We start from the raw sequence: 17,165 nt of genomic DNA on the forward strand, positions 1-17,165 counted from the left end.
TATCTCCCGCCCCATACCGCCGGAACGGCGCGCCTCAATGTCTTCCGGGAAGCCATTCGATCTTCCGGACTGTTCGGGCCGTCTGCCAGCAAATTTGGCGGTACGGTTCAGCCGCGCTTAAGCAGTTTAGCTAACCTCGAGAGTGAACCGTACCACTTACAGCGTTGCGTTACGCCGCCGTTCTTTTTTTCGCCATTGCTTCGGCTTCGTCCATATCTTCCGCGCCACCCTTATCGCCGTCAGTGACCTTTCCTGCGCCAGGACCAGCGCCCAAATCGGCTCCGGTCTTGGGGTCGCCGCCTTGCTGCGACATTGTGCGCGTCGCAAGTGCCTTGAGCGCTGTCGTGTCAATCGAACTGAGCTGAACGGTAGCATCGCCATCACCCCCGTCTGCGGGAAGTGCTGCTTCCAAATCATCCACCCGGTCCCACTGCTTACCGCTGTTCCAGGGGCCATTCTGCTCGACGCCGCCTTGCGAAGTGTTTACGTAGGTATCCGCGAACGGTTTGAGTCCGGGCAGCTTACCGGGTGGAAAGTTGTCCGCGATGGCATAGAGCGCCTTCTCGAATGACTTTTGGTGGGCGATTTCCCGGGTCATCAAAAAGCCCAGCGCATCCTTAATGCCAGGGTCATCTGTTAAATTGATCAGTCGCTCGTAGACAATCTTGGCTCGGCTTTCAGCCGCAATGTTCGAGCGCAAGTCGCATGTGGGATCCCCACGGCTGTCGATATAAGCTGCAGTCCATGGTACCCCAGAGGAGTTCGTCAGGGCGGGTCCACCGCCATAAAGAAGCGACTGTGTATGGCTATTCCCACCCTTGGTGAGGGACAAATAGAGCTCGGCCTCCTTCATGCTGCCCTCGGAAATCTGCGCCTTGGCGCCCTTGTTAAGCATGGCAACGATGGAACCAATCACCTCGAGATGACTGAGCTCTTCGGTGGCGATATCAAGAAGCATGTCCTTGCGGCCCGGATCGTCTTCTCCCAAACCTTGCGTGAAATAGCGCATCGCGGCTGCGAGCTCACCGTCCGGACCGCCGAATTGTTCGAGCATAAATGAGCCGAGCACCGGGTTTGGTTCCGAAACGCGGACAGTATATTGTAGCCGCTTATTGTGCATGAACATTCATCTTCTCCGTTGGTTTTGCCTACAACGAACCTGCTGTTCATGAACCCGTTCCTAAAAAAAACTTGGACTTGAACCACCTTGCTTCGGTAGTGGCGTTTTGCGTGCGCATAGCCAACGGGAACGACTATGAGGTCGACGACAAGTCGAAGTTCTGAAAAGAGGTCTCGCGTCCGTAGAAAGTCGGAAAGCCTTAAGCACGTCGAAAGTGGCTATTTCATCGCTAATCCTGTCCAAATGGCAACGAGGAGGGGCGCGTCAGGAACTTTGACTACCGCGTGAAGTTTCTGCTGTAGGAAACTAAGGGGAAAACCTTGTTCGCAGCCGCGGCCGAGCAGGCGATCGTCGATCCTAAGGATGCAGCGGAGTCGGCCGGGCTGAGATATGTCTCAGACGGGAAGCCCGGTATACGGCGGCGCAGATCGGGCAAAGGATTCTGCTACACTCGTGCTGACGGCTCCAGGCTCACAGAGGCAAATGCGCTCGGTCGCATCAAGTCGCTCGCAATTCCGCCGGCTTGGACTGACGTGTGGATTTGTCCGTTTGCGTATGGGCATATTCAAGCGACGGGCCGCGACGCGAAAGGCAGGAAGCAGTATCGCTACCACCAGCGTTTCCGTGAGGTGCGCGAGAGCACTAAATTCGAACACGTGGTGGCGTTTGCTGAGGCTCTGCCTGGGATTCGAGCCCAGATTCGCGAGCACATGGCATGTCGGGGACTCCGGCGAGAGAAAATTCTTGCTACGGTCGTATACCTTCTCGAAACCACTCTTATCCGCGTCGGCAACGATGACTATGCGAAGCAAAACAATAGCTATGGTCTAACCACGCTGAAGACCCGCCACGCGACGGTGGAGGGCAACGAAGTCCGCTTCCGATTTATCGGTAAGAGTGGCAAGCAGTGGTCGCTGCGCGTGAGAAACCGGCGCATCGCAAAAATCATCAGGGCCTGCCAGGAGCTTCCTGGCCAAGAGTTATTGCAGTACCTGGATGAAGATGGGAAGCCGCAGGACGTGACCTCAGGCGACGTCAACGAGTATCTGAAGGAGATCACCGGACGGAACATTACGGCAAAGGATTTTCGGACTTGGGCTGGTACCGTCCTTGCAGCAATGGCCCTGAATGAGGTGAAGGCCTTCGACAGTGCGGCCCAGGCCAAGCGCAACCTTCGCTCCGCAATTGAGAACGTGGCGGCGCGCTTGGGCAACACCCCGACCATCTGTCGCAAATGTTACGTGCATCCCGAGGTGCTGACATCATATCTCGACGGTAACCTCGTGCTTGAAATCAAAAAGGCGGTCGAGAACGAGTTGCGGGACGAGTTGGACGGCCTCAAGCCGGAGGAGGCAGCGGTTCTAGCTATGTTACGGGGGCGATTAGCCCGTGAACTCTCAGGCAATCGGCTCGCGAACAATCGCGTGAGCACGAACGCTGCCTAGCCATAGGGTGAGGCGATTATTTGCCGCAGAACTGGTTAGCAGACGAATAGGGTTACCCAGTAAGGTTAGTCCCTTCGTAAAATTGCTCGCTCAATTCCATCCGTTAATCTGTCGTGATGTTCGTTCATGACAAAGGCGCAAACCGAAAGATCATGCTTGTAGGTCTGCTATTCTGCGCCGTCTTTGTCCTCGTCAGTCTTTTCGTCCGGCCGTAAGTTGGGAATGACAGCGTACTTATCAAGGCTGACCGCCTCACGTTGACGGCTGGAAAACTTGTCACTGCACATTAGTGCTGGGCCGTATTCCATCCGCCGACGCGAACATCACATTTTCCGCGTCGCATGTGGAGTATCGCGATGGTCCGTACCCCGAAAGACCTTGCCGATTGGATGGCGGCCAGGCGCCGGCAGGTAAAGGCCGATGACGGCTATGCGGGGGAGCCTTCACACAGTTAGGGGAGCAAGCTCGCCGGGTGGCGGGGTGCTTCAGGACCGTTGGCATGCAAGATTAACAGCTTGCGCCGCTATAATGTCAGCAGGCTGATCTACCGCCCATAGTCGCTATCAGAACGGGCTGCCACGCAGTCCCGTAGGAACGTTGTTGGAGCGGCTGGGAGTTGTTGAATGTTCGTCATGGACCTGACCATTCAAAGTTCTGGCTGACGCAAGTGTGAAACGGAGTGTGCAATGCGCAAGAAAGTACTGGCCATCCTAAGTGGCGTGGCAATCGTTGCATCGACTCTTGCTCTGGTGCCGAATGAGGCGGCAGCGCAGAGAGGAGGAGGATTCCGCGGTGGCGGATTTGGAGGCGGTGGTTTTCGCGGCGGCGGATTCGGCGGTTTTCGGGGCGGCGGATTTGGAATGAGGATGCCCGGCGGATTTAGAGGCGGGTTCGCCGGCGGCGGGTTCAGGCGCGTGGGCTGGGCGGGCAGAGGTTGGGGCGGCGGAGGATGGCGACGCGGCGGCTGGGGATGGGGCTTCCCCGTTGCGGTAGGGTTCGGTGGCTTGGGATGGGGCGGTGGTTGGGGCTATCCCTATGGTGGCTGGGGCTGGGGCGGCGGCCCGTATGGCTATGGGAATTATGGTTGTGGGGGGTGGGGCGGGTACGGCTGCTACCAGCCCTATGGTTGGTATTGACATGGAGACGTGAGAGCCCGCTTCAGCTTCACTACGCCCCAAACGAAGTCTCTGTCTGGAAACAGGTGAACATGGGCTAGCGGTCACCCCACGCGCTTGCTTGCGAATTCAAACCCCGCTCCGGCGGGGTTTTTATTTCCGCATCGGCAGCGCCTTCTCCACGATCGCTTGGATCATCTTTAAGTGCTGCTGCACTGTGGCCATATCGATACTGTCCTGCGCGGCGCGGGAAAGTGTCTTGATATGATGCAAGGCTTCAACGGGATCGAGGGCGGGCTCTTTATCTTTCTGTGGGGAGGGCGTTTCTAGCCCCCGCGCCTTCATCAGACTTTTGATGTGAACTAAGGCCTTTCGCTTGTTCATCGCCCCCTCGCGCGGTTCCTTTCAACACTTCAGTACTTTAAATTTCGCTCCCTCGACCGCCGTGATCTACTTATTGAAACGTCACTCTGATCCCCTCGGCTACGCTAACTGCATCGTAGTTAGGCTTCCCCGTAAGCGGATCAATTTGAAGCTACATTTTTCGCCTTACCAAGCTCCGATTGAAGCTGCGCGATTTTCAGTTCGAATTCACGAGACTGTCTTTTGTCGCTCCGCCAAGCCAACCACAGCGTCGAGACGGTACTTACTGTAGTTAGCAAAAAGGTGGCTACAGCGAGGAAAAATTGCTTAGTTTCGGAAAAACTGTCGAGTTGTTGAGAAGGTGGAGAAACCGGAGGAGGTGGGGCATGTGGGGTTGAACCCCACATGTAGGGCCAAGTCTCAATAGCTATCAGACCTGAAAAAAACAGAAGGCAAAGGGCGGGAAGAAGCGACAGACCAATCAACAAACTTGTCTTGAACCTACGCATTCGGTCGCTTCCCCACTTTCCATTAGTTGGCGCCAAACTGCTTTTTCAACGCTGAGATCGCTTTCAATCCCTCTTCGGCGGAGTGCCCTCGCCAGCCTCACGAGCCAGCCGCAGCGCCTTCATGCGCTCGCGGTTGTTGGCAAACGCCTCTGCCGCTTTCTCGTGCTCGGCCATAGCCACGCGTGCGTCTGCTTCCTTGATCGCCTTGCGGGCTTGCTTCTCCTCTTTCGAACGGGGCTCAGACCTTTTGAACCAATCGGGCGCCTTCATCTTATTTCCCTTCTTCAGTCCAAGCGTGACCAGGCGACGGCTGGCGCTGCGCGGCGGTCATGAATTCATCGAGATCCAGATCACCTCATTCGTTGAAAGGGGGCCTTTGCAAGAGATGCCTCGATTCCGGCTGATCTTCTAAAAACGATTGGATGCCATCGGTTTCGAGCACTCGATAAAACTCGGCATGCGCCTCATTATCAGTAGAAAACCGATCTTCCCAGACGGTCGATCCACCTTCGTGATCCGTCACTTCAAGCGTCCAGCTCTCGTCTCCTTCAACAAGTCGATCGTGAGCCACTATACCACTCAGAGGTGACACTTCAATTTCGGGGGCCTCCTCAATCATGCTTCCAACTCCGTTGCTTGCGCACGTCAGCCCGAGTCGACTAGGCGCGGATGGCCTCGGAGCATCAACGATCTTCGCTCTCGTCGATCAGTGTTTGCAGCCGCGCCACTGCCTTTTTCGCAGCGGCGATGAAACCGGCGCCAGCGATTTTGCCGTTTGGGAGGGGCTGAGCTGGATTGGCAAGCCGTTCAATCGCGACAAGCAAATCGTCACATTGATCTGGCGGATTTTCGGCCATCTAACATCCTGCCTTCCGTTCAACGCCCATCGATCCTTCTCGAACCCGGGCGGAAGTTATCACCGATCCGACGCGCGAAAGCACCTCAAGCGGCACCTTCGCCATCTTGCCCTTTCTTACTGAAAAAAATCGCAACCAATTGGCGAGTGGGACGTGGCGGGCATGCATCAAACTTCAGTCTTTGCCATCACAATGGGATTTTTGTGCTGGTACCGATTGCTGTGGATATTGTCTGTTATTCGGCGAGGGTCTGAAATCTCCGATGTTTCAGCAGATGACCCTCCCAGGCGGAGGCCGCGATAGTAATAGTTTAAAGCTTCGCCTCTATATTCAAGCAGCGGACTTTCTAAGCCCCCTTTGCGTCCCGCTTCATCGCCTCTTCTCGCGACGCCAAAAATTCAGCTTCGGCCGGTAGCTTTTCGAACTCTGGCTTGTAGCCGTTTTCTTCATATTTTATGCGCGAGACAGGAATACTTGTCCCGTCGTAATCCACCTGCGCAAACCCATCTATCCTGCGGTACATTCCTGTCGGCATGTGAAGGCTCCTATGCGGAGTAAGATCCGGCCCAGTCAGTGGTTGGGAGGAACCGGACTATTTTAGATCGTCGCGGCCGCCACAATAAAACCGGATCCGACGAACGCCGCCAAAATCCCAAAGCTTCCGGAGGAAAAAACACAAATTGCTTGCGGATTCAGGCGAGACCGAATCACCTTTATTCTTATTCATGCTGATCGTCCTTTGTCCGCAAGGAGACAATCGTCTAGGCCCAAAGGCCGCAGTAGGGCCCCAAACATAAGCTTGGAGCCCTATTGAGAATTAATACTTGAACTCAGGCATAGCTTTGAGTTCATCCTTCGTGACATTCAGGATAGCGCGATCTGGATACCATTCTCTCTTGGTCTCAGACGTTTTTCCGGTGGTCGTCTTGCCGGCCTCGTTCGAGAACTTCAAGCTTTTCATGGCGACCAGCACATGATGCTTTCCCATTCCCAGGAAGCCGCCGGCTTCGATGACAACGCCCTTAAGTTCACCTTGTGCAGAGACGATCAGATCGGAGATCTCGCCGATCTTGTCATTAGCTTCATTGTAGACGTTCACACCTGACAACTTAGATGCGCTCCAGTCGCCAGCGGCAGCAACAGGAGCTGCGGCTTGCGAAGGCGTGTGCGCCGGTGTTTGGGCGAACGACGCAGTCGACAACACGAGAAGTGCAAGTGCAGTGGCAAATGTTTTCAAGCTAACCTCCATGGTAGGATCTTGAAAACAGCGACCATGGGCTTTGGTTCCCTGGCATGCTTCTTGTCCACTTCTGACGGAGTTCCCCGACTTCAATCTCCTCTATGTGGCGACTCCCATGAATCGCTTCCGCTCATTTCTGAAATGCCCAACTAAGCTATTGATATGCCACGAGTGAAAATTGCCTGATTTTCAGAATATGCCTTAAAATTGCTTGGGCAGTGGTCGGATTTCCGAGCACTACAAGCGCCGCCGACACGCACGGGGTCCGATGCGCGAAACGGCTAAATCCGCTCTGTGGCGCTCGACATGTCGAATGCTCAGCACCGCGGTGTCCGGCCGATACCACGGTGATCGCTAAACCGAGTTCGAAGCAGCACGGCGACGCCAAGGATGATGACCGCCGACGCGATGCTCAGACGCGCCTCGCTACAGTAGAGGCCGATCAGCGCGGCGGCCCATACGACCGCGGTGTGCGAGATCGCGGCCGACAATCCGAGCAACACGGCCTAAAGGCAGCCATCGTACTCTTGGAATGGCGGGGGTTGAGCCCATGCAGCGCGCCGAGCAGGATGGCGCTGTTGACGAAAAGCCAGCGTCAGATCTCGACTTCGCCTACTTCGCTGCCCTTCCAATAGGTCACCCGTTTCGCCGTCACCTTGATGAGAACGATACCTGCCGTATCTACGCCGTTGTCGAACCACTTGTCGAGATCGCTGGTCCAATGACGTTTGAAGGCGTCCTTGTCTCGGATTAATTGGGCCTCGCCCTCGACGGCGACGTAGGTGCCTTTCGACAACAGACCCGCTTCGGAGGAGAAACCGAGCGCAACCTTCGGATTTCGCTGGATGTCGGATACAGCCCGCGCCTGTTCGTAGCTGAAGTAGTACGACGTCCCGTCGTAGGTAACGTCGCCATTATTGCTCATCGGGCGGTTTGCGATCTCGCCGCTCTCGGTGTGGGTGGACAGGATGGCGATATCAATGCCAGCCATGTCTTTGGCGATTTCGGCGAGCGCTCTCTTCGACATAAATTCTTCTCCGTTGCTGTCGTTGACAACGGCACCAACCTTTTCATGTTCCGCCACCGGACGGCCTCGCAAAGCCATTCGCCGTCCGACATGAGGACCACGTTGCGCATTGGCGGAATCTCAGCTCAGCACGATCCACGCCGGCGCATGGTCGCTCGCGTTGTCCCGGCCGCGGACCTTGCGGTCAACGCCGGCCTTCTTCAGCCGCGGGGCCAGATCGGGACTGAGAAGGATATGGTCGATCCGTAAGCCCGCGTCGCGTTCGAAGCGATTGCGCCAGTAGCTCCAGAAAGTGAAGGGCGGGCCCTTCGGATGGATTTGTCGCAGCGAGTCGGACCATCCATGGTCGAGCATCGCACGATAGAGCTTACGCGCCTGCGGTTGCACCAGAGCATCCTTGTCCCAGGATTTAGTCGGGTAAATGTCAGCTTCCGTCGGTACCACGTTGAAGTCGCCGGCGAGGACGACGGGGGCACCGGCCTTCAGAAGCCTCGATGCGTGGCGGTCGAGCCTCTTGAGCCAGGCGAGCTTGTAGTCGAACTTGGGCCCGGGCTGGGGGTTGCCGTTCGGCGCATATATCGCGGCTACGACAAGGCCTTCTACAGCAGCTTCAAGATAGCGGCTCTGATGATCCTTCGGATCGCCCGGCAACCTACGCCGCGTAACGATGACGTCTCTTCGTTTTGCTAGGATCGCGACGCCGTTCCAGCTTCGCTGTCCGATCCATGCCGACGAATACCCTGCCTTCTTCAACTCGGCTTCGGGAAACTCCGCCTGCTCAGTCTTGAGCTCCTGCAGACAGACGATGTCGGGTTTTGACGACCGCAGCCAGGCCAACAGGTTCGGCAGGCGCTTGTTGACATTGTTGACGTTGAATGTCGCGATCTTCAACTCGAATGCTTTCGATTATGGAGACCTGCATACCGGAGGCCCGCCCGCTGCGCCCCATTGGTCGAGGACAGTGAGTGTCGCCGGATCAAGTTCGCCATCGAAGTAGCGATCCAAACATTGGCGGAAGAGACTGCCGGCATCGACCGCGTCGAACAGCGTCATCGACGACTTGTATTTGACGTCGTCGGGCGAGCCAAAAATCTCATGGGCGGACCGGTCCACGACCGAGAGGACAGCGCACGTGCATTCCACTAGCCGCGTGCCGAGAAGTGGGTGGGCGAGATATGCCATTGCCTCCGATTTCGACTTGATCGCGTACCGCTGCGACATCGCGCTATGGCCCAAGCCTTCGACTTGCGGGAAGATGAACCAGATCCAGTGCGTCCTCTTTCGCCCGGCCATTAGCTCGGACAGCGCCGTCGCATAAACCTGCTGCTGTCCGAGGACAAAGCGTTGGAGGTCGTATTTGTCGGTCGTGTCCTGCTGCATATTGTCACCTAGAACCGAATTTTAGACCGCGCCGGCGTGGCCTAGCTTGGACACGTAGTCGCGCGGGGTAACGCTGTAGCATTCGACGTTCCGAGGGCGGTTGAATCCACCATCGAGCTGACGGCACTCATGCGCGTGTGAATCGGCGGTAACAGGCGAGAAAGGTCGTCATGATCTACCGTTCCTTTCTTATTAATGGCGATTATCGAGCGAAGGATAAACCGTTCTTGATACAGACATATAGGCCCCGATTAACTCACCATCGTCTTCGCGTTACGCCCACCGCGTGCCTCTAATTCGGCACCGACGCGCCACGCCATGGACGCGCTCGCAAGCGCTATCCGCATTTGCAACCGGGAATTTCTGTCACAAGCAAAATGCCACTTCTCGTCCTTGTTCGAGATCTTCGCGTCGGCTGCTGCACGCCTTCGTTCGGATTTGAAATCATCTCTCCTTGCTTCATGTGCGCGGTTAATGCGCAAGCTGGCGCACAGTTCACTCGAAGTGCCGCGGTCAGCCTTCTGCCGACGCCATCACGGGCTCGTGCATGATGCGGAACCAGTGTTCCTTTCTCGTCCGCTCCAGCGCGCCGATCGCCTTGTTCGCGAGCCAGACGGGATGTCGCCTGCCGGTCTTCCACTCACGGCACACTACCTCGGCGCAGAAGCGCCTGGTCTGAGAGAGCGGATACGCTTGCCCCGTCTCCACGAGATAGTGCATCGCTATAGCGAGCGACTTCTGCATCACGGAAATGGGCACGGGCATCTGTTGCGGCATGGGTTCCTCCGGCTTCGCCATTCAAAACGCCTGCGTTTTTTTATGGTTCCCCAGTCGCCAACTGCACGGTGCGGCAAGATCGCATCTCCTTTTCAGGAAAGCGGCGGGCACACTGCCGTTAATCCCGCGCAATCAGCAGAAGAACGACAGACCGGCAAGACCATGCAGGAGCCGACCGACGAGAAGCGGAAAGAGCTCGACACGACGGTAGAAAACGGCGGCGCCGAGAACATCAAGATTAGACCAACCACATCCTGCCGTAAGCCGCTCAGGCTAGTACCGAGGACGCCGCTAGGTTTCGCTACTGCTCGGGCGCGATACCGCCTTCCGAGCATAACCTCGCCCATAGAGCATCCGTTTTTTTTATCTAAAGCGTCGTAAAGGGGTCGGAATTTAAAAAAAAGCCCGCATTGCTGCGGGCTATTTTTATCACCAACCCCCATACCCGCCACTGCCGAAGCCAAATGTTATCCCCGGCCCACCATAACCATACCCGCCGCCGTAACCAGGGCCACCATAGCCGCCGTAACCCGGGCCATACCCTCCACCATAACCCGGGCCACCGTAGCCGCCACCTTGGCCATAACCGCCCCCGCCATAACCTGAGCCACCATAGCCGCCGCCATGCGGAGCGTGACCATAGCTTCCCTGATCACGGTAGTATCCGGGGCCAGATTGGCCGTACCGACGGTCATGGTGGCCATAGTGCGAACGACTATGAGGGTGTCGATAGTGCCGATGTTGAGCTTTGCTTCCGCTCGAGGACTGGGCGACGTCGGTTCGGCCCTTTTGTTTGGCTGCGTTTGCAGCGGAAACACTGAACATTGCCGCGGCACCAACCGCTATCGCAATAATCAACTTTCGCATAATACGAACTCCCATTTACGTGTGTTGAGCTAATCAGAACGGACGTTTCTCGTTCCTCCGTGTCACCCAAGATTAACATTCGTTCATATCCTGACAGAGGTCATGTCGAAGGTCGCGTCCAGCTCGGTAGGTCTTTCAGAGCCAGCAGGCGAGCTGGTCCCACGGCGCGCGCGAGCTTGTCTGCTTCCTTGCGGGCTTTAGGATGGCCGGGGCGTGCAATTGATTTTTGCGGCCAGAGAGTGGAACGGTCGACGGCATCAAACGTTTGTGCGGAGTTCATGCTCAGCCTGGAGTAAATTTAATGTCACGTGGAATGCCATCGATGACGGCGTTACTCGGCTTGCTCGCGTTGGCCGGTTACCAGAACAGGGACAAGCTTGCGGAGCTTTTAAAAGGCGCAGGCGATAACACCCATCATGCTGAGCCCGGAGCTCCAACAGGGACAGCCTTTAGGCGGGCTGCTCGGTAACTTAAGTGGAGCTCTCGCAGGCAGTGGCGTGGGTAGTCTCCTTAGCGGGGGGTTAGGCGAATTGCTCGAGCGGTTCAAAGAAAATGGTCAGGGAGATGCCGCCGATTCGTGGGTTAGCAAAGGGCCTAACCAGGAGCTTCCTGCGCCGAGTTTAAAGCAGGCTATCGGAGCGGATGTATTGGCCGCCTTGGAACAGCAAACGGGTCTGTCTCAGGAAGAACTGCTGACAAGACTTTCTCGCGAGCTTCCTACTGCCGTTGATAAGTATACGCCGGACGGGCGCATTCCGAGCTGATGATCGAACTCTATAGAACGGGGATTTGTGATTATGGGTATCATCTGGACAATAATCATTGGATTTGTAGCTGGGGTAATAGCGAAGTTCATCATGCCGGGCGACAATGAACCGACCGGCTTTATCCTAACCGCAGTGCTTGGCATCGTCGGAGCTTTCGTCGCAACTTATCTTGGTCAGGGACTCGGGTGGTACCAACCTGGAGAAGGGGCGGGCTTGATCGGCGCTATAGTGGGCGCTGTCATTGTGTTGTTTATCTATAGCTTCTTTGCAGGCCGTCGACGCGCTATCTAAGCGCGAGACAGCTTGCAGCTAATGAAGACATCAGTGAAAGGTCATGAGCAATCACGTGGGGGTAGGCGTCTCGCGTATCGCCCCATCACCGACGCGGGTGCAGTTTGGTGGATCATGTGACCGTTTTCTGTAATCCGGTGAACTTGTCCTGCAAGACGTCGGAACGCGGCCGGGCCAATTGCGTCTTGAGGTCAGGTAACCGGTTATCCTCCCCGGCGATGACCGGCTTCAAATCCGTGATTGCGCCCCTCAAAGACGTAGGGAGTCATAATTGCCAGCCGCCGTCAGCGCGCGTTCATTGCTTGATGATTCCACGATGGTGCGCAGCGTGATGATGACATGACCGTCGCTGTGATCGAGAAGCATCCGACGTAGCGTCTGATCAGCTTTGGTTCGCAACGGGCCGGGGGCTCATGACACTGGGGCAGTCGTTATTCCGAGATCGGCGCAGATGCTTTCTATCTTGCTCATGCTGCTTGTCTCTCATCATGTGTGTTGCAATCAAGTGTAAGAGCGCGACCGATGAATTGCAATGCAATGCGCTAGTGCACCGTCTTTCTTCGAAGATGATGACCTGGCTCGTGTCAGGTGGGGTGCTGTCTTTGCACTCGCACGGTATCCCTTCGGTACACGCGCGGCCGAACTCGTAGTCAAAAGCCTTGCCGGGATGGCTCTCGCACGCCCAGCCCACGCCGCAGAATACGCGGCAGTTGTCTCATGCCGTCTCGCTCCTCTGCTTCTCTTCGGTCCGCAGTTCCTGCGAGGTCCGCTGTTCGAACTTTTTATCCTGCCTTTGGGGAAGCCCGCCTGCCGCCACAGCTCAAACGAGCGCTGCTGGACCTGCGCCGTGGTGGGATTCTTCATGCTGGTTCTTTGATGGGAGTGATCTTGGAGGATGCGCGGCGCTGGGAATGCGGGCGCGCCTACTTCGTCGGTCGCAGTTCGGACGAGGTCGCCCACGCCTCGATGTCAGCCGCAGTCTCGGCCTGAGTGATCTTCTTCAGCAGCTCGAAGCGGTCCGCGCCGTGCGTGGCGGCGTCGGCCTCAGAGCGCGTATCCGCGATAAAGGCCGTAAGACGGTCCTGGAATGACGTGGTCTGCTTAAAACGACGCCGCGTAGGCATGGCGCTATCCTTTCCGTGAGAGGAAGGCGTGAGCGCTAGCGGGCGTTCTCGTCACCGATAAAAGTCACGATCAGTGCGGTGATCAACCAACATCGCGTATTCGAACGGGGAGTTCTGCGCACTATTGGACACAGCGTGTTCACGAGCGCTTGAATGCCCTTTGCCTTTCGGCACATCCGGCACCAGGAGTTTTCACACAACGCGGCTCGACTCTGGCGGTCTGCCGTGGATCCCTAATGAGATGGTCCAACTCCGCAAAAAGACCGAATGCCCACCTGCGGAAAGCCGATGCCCAGGGCATTGCCGCCGGGCGGGATAGGTAAGCGTATTCTCACGTGCGTCGACTGCGATCCGCTACGGGACGAGAAGATGAAGGGCTGGCCTGCTGGCGATTTGGGTCGCGATCCACCGAGCGCGCTTTCCTGAAAGGGTCGTTTTGATCCGGAAATGCCATGACTGCGCTCCATTTCGGGTTCCAAAGCAACCTCCCGAGCCGTTGCCGTTCCTAAACGAGGAGCATACTTTGCCGCGAGCTGGTCCAACCGCTGGATCAATCTACTGTCTTGGCGGATGTCTGCCACGCATTGCGGGAAGGGGTCATGCCTGACTCTCCGTCCCCGATCAGGCGCCGCGGCACCCATCCGGCTGGCCTTTTTTGACTGGTTTGGGACAACTGTTTGTGACCGTTAATCTAGCAACTCAATCGGTGCCAACAGCATTGGTTCGTCGGATGGTTTTGCCGACCGTCCATCTCCTGGAGCCCGTCGGTGAAAGCCCCTTCGCCGGCGGGTTCTTTAGTTTTATGTGTGCGGCGCTGCCTTCCATTCGTCCAGACGGAAGCGCGAATGGCAACGATGTCGCATCCTCAATCCTAAGTGGTGTTCTTATTGATCGCGGACGTCGGACTTTGATTGCCGGGCTGCGTTGCGCTGACCGGATCTGACGCGGGAAACGTATCTTCCAGTCCTTTCTCCAGCCGCTCATGCATTTCCTTGTCGGCCTTTATGGCCTCCTTTGGATCCTCCGCGTTCACATCGCGACGTGTAGGGTCAAATTTCTCAGCCATTGTAAGCTCCCTTGTCATGAGCCGAGTAAACGTCGCCCTGATCATGGCGTTCCGCGCCCGCGATCGCGGGCGCGCTCCGTCGGACTCTTGCGCTGACGCTAAATGGCGGCTTCCTCGAGCCAGGAATCCTGCACCCACCTCGCGCACTCGCTGTCCGCTCGGTCGGCCAGCCCCTCGCCGGCGAGTTCGGGCTCGGCAGCGATCGGCATTTGGAACGTCGGATCGTCAGCGGAATTGCATGAACCATGCCCAGGTACTTCTTCCATTTGGCAGGCCAGCTTCCAGCTAATGACCTGATGGGTCACGAACATCAATGATGATGAAGCGCTGGAACACGGAAGCTTCATCGCTCACCGCGTCGGAACGGAAAAACCAGACATGGTGCGCGAAGAGAACTTCATCTTAGTGACCAACGAGAGGGGCGACGAGCTGTTCAAAGTCCCTATCACATCCACTTTGAGCGCAGGAACCGAAGGAAGCTTGAGGTCTTCAAGAAGGCCGTGCAGTGTCACGTCTGAGTTTTTCTCAAGACCGTTGACGAGCTCGAGGGATTCTGCCGGCTAGAGGCCGGTGAGAGCCGTAAAAACTGATGATCTTCCAACCTGGGGCTGCCCCGGACGTTAAAACTCGCGATCGAGTCCTTGTCGAACCGACCATCGAGCGAGACGAGTCCATCACTTCCCATCGTGCTGCCGTACGCATCCAGGTCCGTAGCGAAGCGCGTAGGGCATCCTACAAGTCTCGCGGTGTAATCGTTGTCATGTGATCTATCTCTCATGCGCCGGTCGGCTGGAAACAAATTCAGTCCCGTCTATTATGGGAGTGAAGATATGACAAAAAGGATTGCATTAGCTGCTGCGCTAACCTTGGGTCTCGCTTTTGGAATCCCTCAGGTCTCATTCGCCCAAGGCGACAATGTAGACGGTGGAGCGCATCCCCGGAGCGGTGTGCCTTCTGCGGGTGAGCAGGGCGCAAATTCAGCATCGGGATCGGCTACCGGGCACAATAGGATGATGGCCCCAAGGGACGGCAAGCAGCCAGCAAGCACCTCGAAAGCATCCCAATACACCGAACAAGAAAATGAAAAATAACTCTTCGGACTATTAGGATCATTTACAGGTCCGCCCCATTGCGGGACTTTGCAAGCTCCCCCGCCATCTGCTACGGCCGGTGGCGGGCGCGTGCTTCGGTTGTCATGCCCCGACCGGTGCTTGTAGTGACTATTCAGGTAAGTTTAAGGATGGGTCGCCGCACTATACGTTATCTATAGTTCAATACCTTCTGAGCGAATCGGTCGTGCAGAGTTCAAAGATCGATGGGCGAGAAAGAAGCCCGAAGGCGCTCGCCCACGGTACGCGACGATTGATGACTTCGACCTCGATCTCGGCCCGCGCAAGATCGTGGATGAGCTGCAGCAGGACTGGAGCCACTATTTCGCGAAACTCGCCGACGCGATCCTGCAGCGCCTCGTTCCGCGCCTCTGTGGTCACTTTGAACCGTCTCCCGCTCCGGACGTTTAGGAAGACAAGATCGAGGCACACTTTAAGAACGGTGTGCTAAACGTGGTGCTTCCTAAGAGTCATAAAGCTGAGTCACAGTGAAGCGCATCGGGTCAAGAGCTGAGGAACAGCGGGGCGGCGAGGTGACGCCAGCCCCTACAGTTTAACTGAGGAGTTGGCTTGCACTAATCGCCAGGCGGACGCTCGAATGCGGCTTGAGTATCCCCCCGGTATCAGTCCGAGGCGTATCCCAATCCATCGCCGATCGAGAGATTAGCGTTGAAATCGAATTTGCGCTTCTGGCTTCCCAACTTTAACCCGTAACGTCCATTGTCTTGCCATAACCGTGGGCCGAGGAAAGTGTGCAGGCCGTGCTTGGTCCTTGATCGGTCCTACAACGCAATTGGAACGCGAGAACGAGAGCCGTGCGTAGGATTGAACACCAGAGTTTTCTGTTGCTGCTTGTCGCTGTCACCCTGGCGTTCGCCTGGGTTCTTCAGCCGTTCTATGGCGCTGTGCTCTGGGCGATCGTCATGGCGGTGATTTTTGCGCCAACTTATCGAAGGCTGCTCACATTGGTGCCCGACCGGCCAAGCCTTGCTGCCGCGGGTACCGTTCTGATCATTATCGCGATCGTCATCCTGCCGCTTGCGATGATCACGGCCTCCCTGGTTCAGGAAGCATCGATCGTGTTCGCGAAGTACCAGTCCGGCGAGTACAGTTTCGCCAACTACTCTCAGCGGATACTCGAGGTACTGCCTGCCTGGGCAACGGGCCTAATCGAGCGGTTCAACCTGACGGATTTTTCTGCCCTGCGCGAGCGGTTCGCGGCTGGCCTGATGAAGGGGGGTCAAGTTCTCGCCCCGCAGGCGCTTAGCATCGGGGTGAACACGTTCGACTTCATGGTCGGTCTCGGCATCATGCTCTATCTTTTGTTCTTCCTATTGCGGGACGGCAGAGCACTAGCTGAACAGATCAAGAAGGCCATTCCACTCCATAGCGACCAAAAGGCGGCGCTCTTTACGAGATTCGCCGAGGTCGTTCGCGCCACCGTAAAAGGTGGGATTGTGGTCGCCATCGTCCAAGGTGCGCTTGGCGGCATTGCGTTCTGGTTCCTGGGATTCCACGCGGCACTGCTATGGGCCGTGGTGATGGCGTTTCTGTCGCTGATCCCTGCGGTCGGCGCCACATTGGTCTGGCTTCCGGTTGCGATCTACTTACTGGTGACCGGCGCCGTATGGCAGGGTATCGGACTAAGCCTGTACGGCGTGCTGGTGATCGGATTGGTGGACAATCTGCTCCGCCCATTTCTGGTCGGGAAGGGCACCAAACTGCCTGACTATGTGGTGCTGATTTCCACGCTCGGCGGCATCGAAGTCTTCGGCCTGAACGGTTTCGTCATCGGTCCGCTGATCGCGGCAATGTTCATGGTGAGCTGGGAAATATTTTCGGCATCCCGAGGAGCGGTGCAGGACGGCGCATAGCGACGGCGCGGTGACGTATCTTGGCGCGTGCTCTCTCCGGACAAACAATCCCTCCGCGCCACGTCGGCATCTGGTATCGCGATCAGTCTGCAACGATCGACCGAATTCTGCTATTCGCGAGGGCTCAATCCGCGCTCGAGTTTCAGGATTTCGACGGAGGTGACGCCCTCTTCTGCTTCCCGCGGAAGAGGGATTCCAATTCCAGCGCGGCGATGGCAGGTGGGTTGTTATGCC

General features: G+C 56.8%; 21 protein-coding genes and 2 pseudogenes. 5 read left to right on the forward strand and 18 right to left on the reverse strand.

Features of this window, described 5'->3' with window-relative positions; genetic code table 11:
• Nucleotides 1-169: 169 nt before the first annotated feature.
• Entirely contained in the window at nucleotides 170-1,126 is a 957-nt protein-coding gene (locus GGQ85_RS04910; RefSeq protein WP_309773614.1) for a manganese catalase family protein, read from the reverse strand.
• A 314-nt stretch (nucleotides 1,127-1,440) separates the two neighbouring features.
• Between GGQ85_RS04910 and GGQ85_RS04915 the strand changes: the two genes are divergently transcribed.
• Nucleotides 1,441-2,565: a DNA topoisomerase IB gene (locus tag GGQ85_RS04915; RefSeq protein ID WP_309773615.1), complete on the forward strand. Its 1,125-nt coding sequence runs from the start codon at nucleotides 1,441-1,443 to the stop codon at nucleotides 2,563-2,565.
• A 686-nt stretch (nucleotides 2,566-3,251) separates the two neighbouring features.
• Entirely contained in the window at nucleotides 3,252-3,701 is a 450-nt protein-coding gene (locus GGQ85_RS04920; RefSeq protein WP_309773616.1) for a hypothetical protein, read from the forward strand.
• Nucleotides 3,702-3,833: 132 nt separating this feature from the next.
• On the opposite strand, the gene GGQ85_RS04925 is transcribed toward GGQ85_RS04920, so the two are convergent.
• From GGQ85_RS04925 to GGQ85_RS04985, 13 genes and pseudogenes are all read right to left on the reverse strand, one after another.
• Nucleotides 3,834-4,064, reverse strand: a complete 231-nt coding sequence (locus GGQ85_RS04925; RefSeq protein WP_309773617.1) for a hypothetical protein — start codon at nucleotides 4,062-4,064, stop codon at nucleotides 3,834-3,836.
• Nucleotides 4,065-4,204: 140 nt separating this feature from the next.
• Nucleotides 4,205-4,552: a hypothetical protein gene (locus GGQ85_RS04930; RefSeq protein WP_309773618.1), complete on the reverse strand. Its 348-nt coding sequence runs from the start codon at nucleotides 4,550-4,552 to the stop codon at nucleotides 4,205-4,207.
• Between the two features lie 63 nt (nucleotides 4,553-4,615).
• Nucleotides 4,616-4,822, reverse strand: coding sequence for a hypothetical protein (locus tag GGQ85_RS04935; protein WP_309773619.1), 207 nt, complete (start codon nucleotides 4,820-4,822; stop codon nucleotides 4,616-4,618).
• 85 nt (nucleotides 4,823-4,907) lie between these two features.
• On the reverse strand, nucleotides 4,908-5,171 hold the full coding sequence (locus GGQ85_RS04940) for a hypothetical protein (protein WP_309773620.1): 264 nt from the start codon (nucleotides 5,169-5,171) through the stop codon (nucleotides 4,908-4,910).
• A 64-nt stretch (nucleotides 5,172-5,235) separates the two neighbouring features.
• Nucleotides 5,236-5,409: a hypothetical protein gene (locus GGQ85_RS04945; protein ID WP_309773621.1), complete on the reverse strand. Its 174-nt coding sequence runs from the start codon at nucleotides 5,407-5,409 to the stop codon at nucleotides 5,236-5,238.
• 346 nt (nucleotides 5,410-5,755) lie between these two features.
• Entirely contained in the window at nucleotides 5,756-5,944 is a 189-nt protein-coding gene (locus GGQ85_RS04950) for a hypothetical protein (protein WP_309773622.1), read from the reverse strand.
• 282 nt (nucleotides 5,945-6,226) lie between these two features.
• A complete protein-coding gene (locus GGQ85_RS04955) occupies nucleotides 6,227-6,658 on the reverse strand; it encodes a PRC-barrel domain-containing protein (RefSeq protein ID WP_309773623.1) in 432 nt (143 codons plus the stop codon).
• Between the two features lie 368 nt (nucleotides 6,659-7,026).
• Nucleotides 7,027-7,241 (reverse strand): annotated as a pseudogene (locus GGQ85_RS21065) (nickel/cobalt efflux protein RcnA); the annotation flags it as partial.
• Between the two features lie 3 nt (nucleotides 7,242-7,244).
• Nucleotides 7,245-7,676 (reverse strand): pyridoxamine 5'-phosphate oxidase family protein, encoded by a 432-nt coding sequence (locus GGQ85_RS04965; RefSeq protein ID WP_309773624.1) that lies wholly within the window; start codon nucleotides 7,674-7,676, stop codon nucleotides 7,245-7,247.
• A gap of 120 nt (nucleotides 7,677-7,796) precedes the next feature.
• A complete protein-coding gene (xth, locus tag GGQ85_RS04970) occupies nucleotides 7,797-8,567 on the reverse strand; it encodes an exodeoxyribonuclease III (protein WP_309773625.1) in 771 nt (256 codons plus the stop codon).
• Nucleotides 8,568-8,582: 15 nt separating this feature from the next.
• Nucleotides 8,583-9,056, reverse strand: coding sequence for a DUF1810 domain-containing protein (locus GGQ85_RS04975; protein WP_309773626.1), 474 nt, complete (start codon nucleotides 9,054-9,056; stop codon nucleotides 8,583-8,585).
• A gap of 513 nt (nucleotides 9,057-9,569) precedes the next feature.
• Nucleotides 9,570-9,833, reverse strand: coding sequence for a hypothetical protein (locus GGQ85_RS04980; RefSeq protein ID WP_309773627.1), 264 nt, complete (start codon nucleotides 9,831-9,833; stop codon nucleotides 9,570-9,572).
• A 467-nt stretch (nucleotides 9,834-10,300) separates the two neighbouring features.
• Nucleotides 10,301-10,651, reverse strand: a complete 351-nt coding sequence (locus GGQ85_RS04985; RefSeq protein WP_309773628.1) for a hypothetical protein — start codon at nucleotides 10,649-10,651, stop codon at nucleotides 10,301-10,303.
• A 350-nt stretch (nucleotides 10,652-11,001) separates the two neighbouring features.
• On the opposite strand from GGQ85_RS04985, the pseudogene GGQ85_RS04990 reads away from it, so the two are divergent.
• Both GGQ85_RS04990 and GGQ85_RS04995 read left to right on the forward strand, forming a co-directional pair.
• Nucleotides 11,002-11,464 (forward strand): annotated as a pseudogene (locus tag GGQ85_RS04990) (YidB family protein).
• A 33-nt stretch (nucleotides 11,465-11,497) separates the two neighbouring features.
• Nucleotides 11,498-11,758, forward strand: coding sequence for a GlsB/YeaQ/YmgE family stress response membrane protein (locus tag GGQ85_RS04995; RefSeq protein WP_309773629.1), 261 nt, complete (start codon nucleotides 11,498-11,500; stop codon nucleotides 11,756-11,758).
• 923 nt (nucleotides 11,759-12,681) lie between these two features.
• On the opposite strand, the gene GGQ85_RS05000 is transcribed toward GGQ85_RS04995, so the two are convergent.
• From GGQ85_RS05000 to GGQ85_RS05015, 4 genes are all read right to left on the reverse strand, one after another.
• A complete protein-coding gene (locus GGQ85_RS05000) occupies nucleotides 12,682-12,882 on the reverse strand; it encodes a hypothetical protein (protein WP_309773630.1) in 201 nt (66 codons plus the stop codon).
• Nucleotides 12,883-13,753: 871 nt separating this feature from the next.
• Complete coding sequence (locus tag GGQ85_RS05005; protein ID WP_309773631.1) at nucleotides 13,754-13,948, reverse strand: hypothetical protein; 195 nt, start codon at nucleotides 13,946-13,948, stop codon at nucleotides 13,754-13,756.
• Between the two features lie 98 nt (nucleotides 13,949-14,046).
• On the reverse strand, nucleotides 14,047-14,214 hold the full coding sequence (locus GGQ85_RS05010; RefSeq protein ID WP_309773632.1) for a hypothetical protein: 168 nt from the start codon (nucleotides 14,212-14,214) through the stop codon (nucleotides 14,047-14,049).
• A gap of 1,005 nt (nucleotides 14,215-15,219) precedes the next feature.
• On the reverse strand, nucleotides 15,220-15,438 hold the full coding sequence (locus GGQ85_RS05015; RefSeq protein ID WP_309773633.1) for a hypothetical protein: 219 nt from the start codon (nucleotides 15,436-15,438) through the stop codon (nucleotides 15,220-15,222).
• A gap of 434 nt (nucleotides 15,439-15,872) precedes the next feature.
• On the opposite strand from GGQ85_RS05015, the gene GGQ85_RS05020 reads away from it, so the two are divergent.
• The gene (locus tag GGQ85_RS05020; RefSeq protein WP_309773634.1) at nucleotides 15,873-16,931 is read left to right on the forward strand and encodes an AI-2E family transporter; all 1,059 of its coding nucleotides are present in this window, start codon (nucleotides 15,873-15,875) and stop codon (nucleotides 16,929-16,931) included.
• Nucleotides 16,932-17,165 lie beyond the last annotated feature (234 nt).

Origin of the sequence: Nitrobacter vulgaris (assembly GCF_031453995.1) — a bacterium.
GTDB classification, from domain to species: Bacteria; Pseudomonadota; Alphaproteobacteria; order Rhizobiales; family Xanthobacteraceae; genus Nitrobacter; species Nitrobacter vulgaris.